The organism is Actinoplanes sp. NBRC 103695 (genome assembly GCF_030269485.1).
GTDB lineage: Bacteria > Actinomycetota > Actinomycetes > Mycobacteriales > Micromonosporaceae > Actinoplanes.
Window position 1 is genome coordinate 1 of sequence record NZ_BSTL01000144.1, and the last position, 366, is coordinate 366.

1 protein-coding gene is annotated in these 366 nt (G+C 68.3%); it reads right to left on the bottom strand.

Annotated elements, in window-relative coordinates; all coding sequences use genetic code 11:
* Positions 1–366, bottom strand: a 366-nt coding sequence (locus QSK31_RS48625) for a transposase (protein ID WP_285692016.1), incomplete at both ends; no start/stop codon positions are given.

The window sequence follows — 366 nt, forward strand, 5'->3', positions numbered from 1 at the left end:
CTTTGTTCAGGCGTTCCTGGGGGTTGTTCGAGCGGATCTGTTTCCAGATTTCGTGGGGGAACGCGGTGAAGGCGAGCAGGTCGTCGCGGGCGTCGTCGAGGTGTTCGGCGGCGTCGGGGAACCGTTCTCCGATCGTGTCCAGCACGCGGGTGTATTGGGTTCGGACGGCGTCGGTGTCGGGCTGGTCGAAGATGGTACGGACCAGGGTGGCCACCCACGGCTGCGCACTCTTGGGGACCTTGGCGAGCAGGTTGCGCAGGTAGTGGGTGCGGCAGCGTTGCCACGATGCGCCGGGCAGGGCGGCGCCGATCGCGTTGACCAGGCCGCGGTGGGCGTCGGAGACCACGAGCCGGACCCCGGACAGGC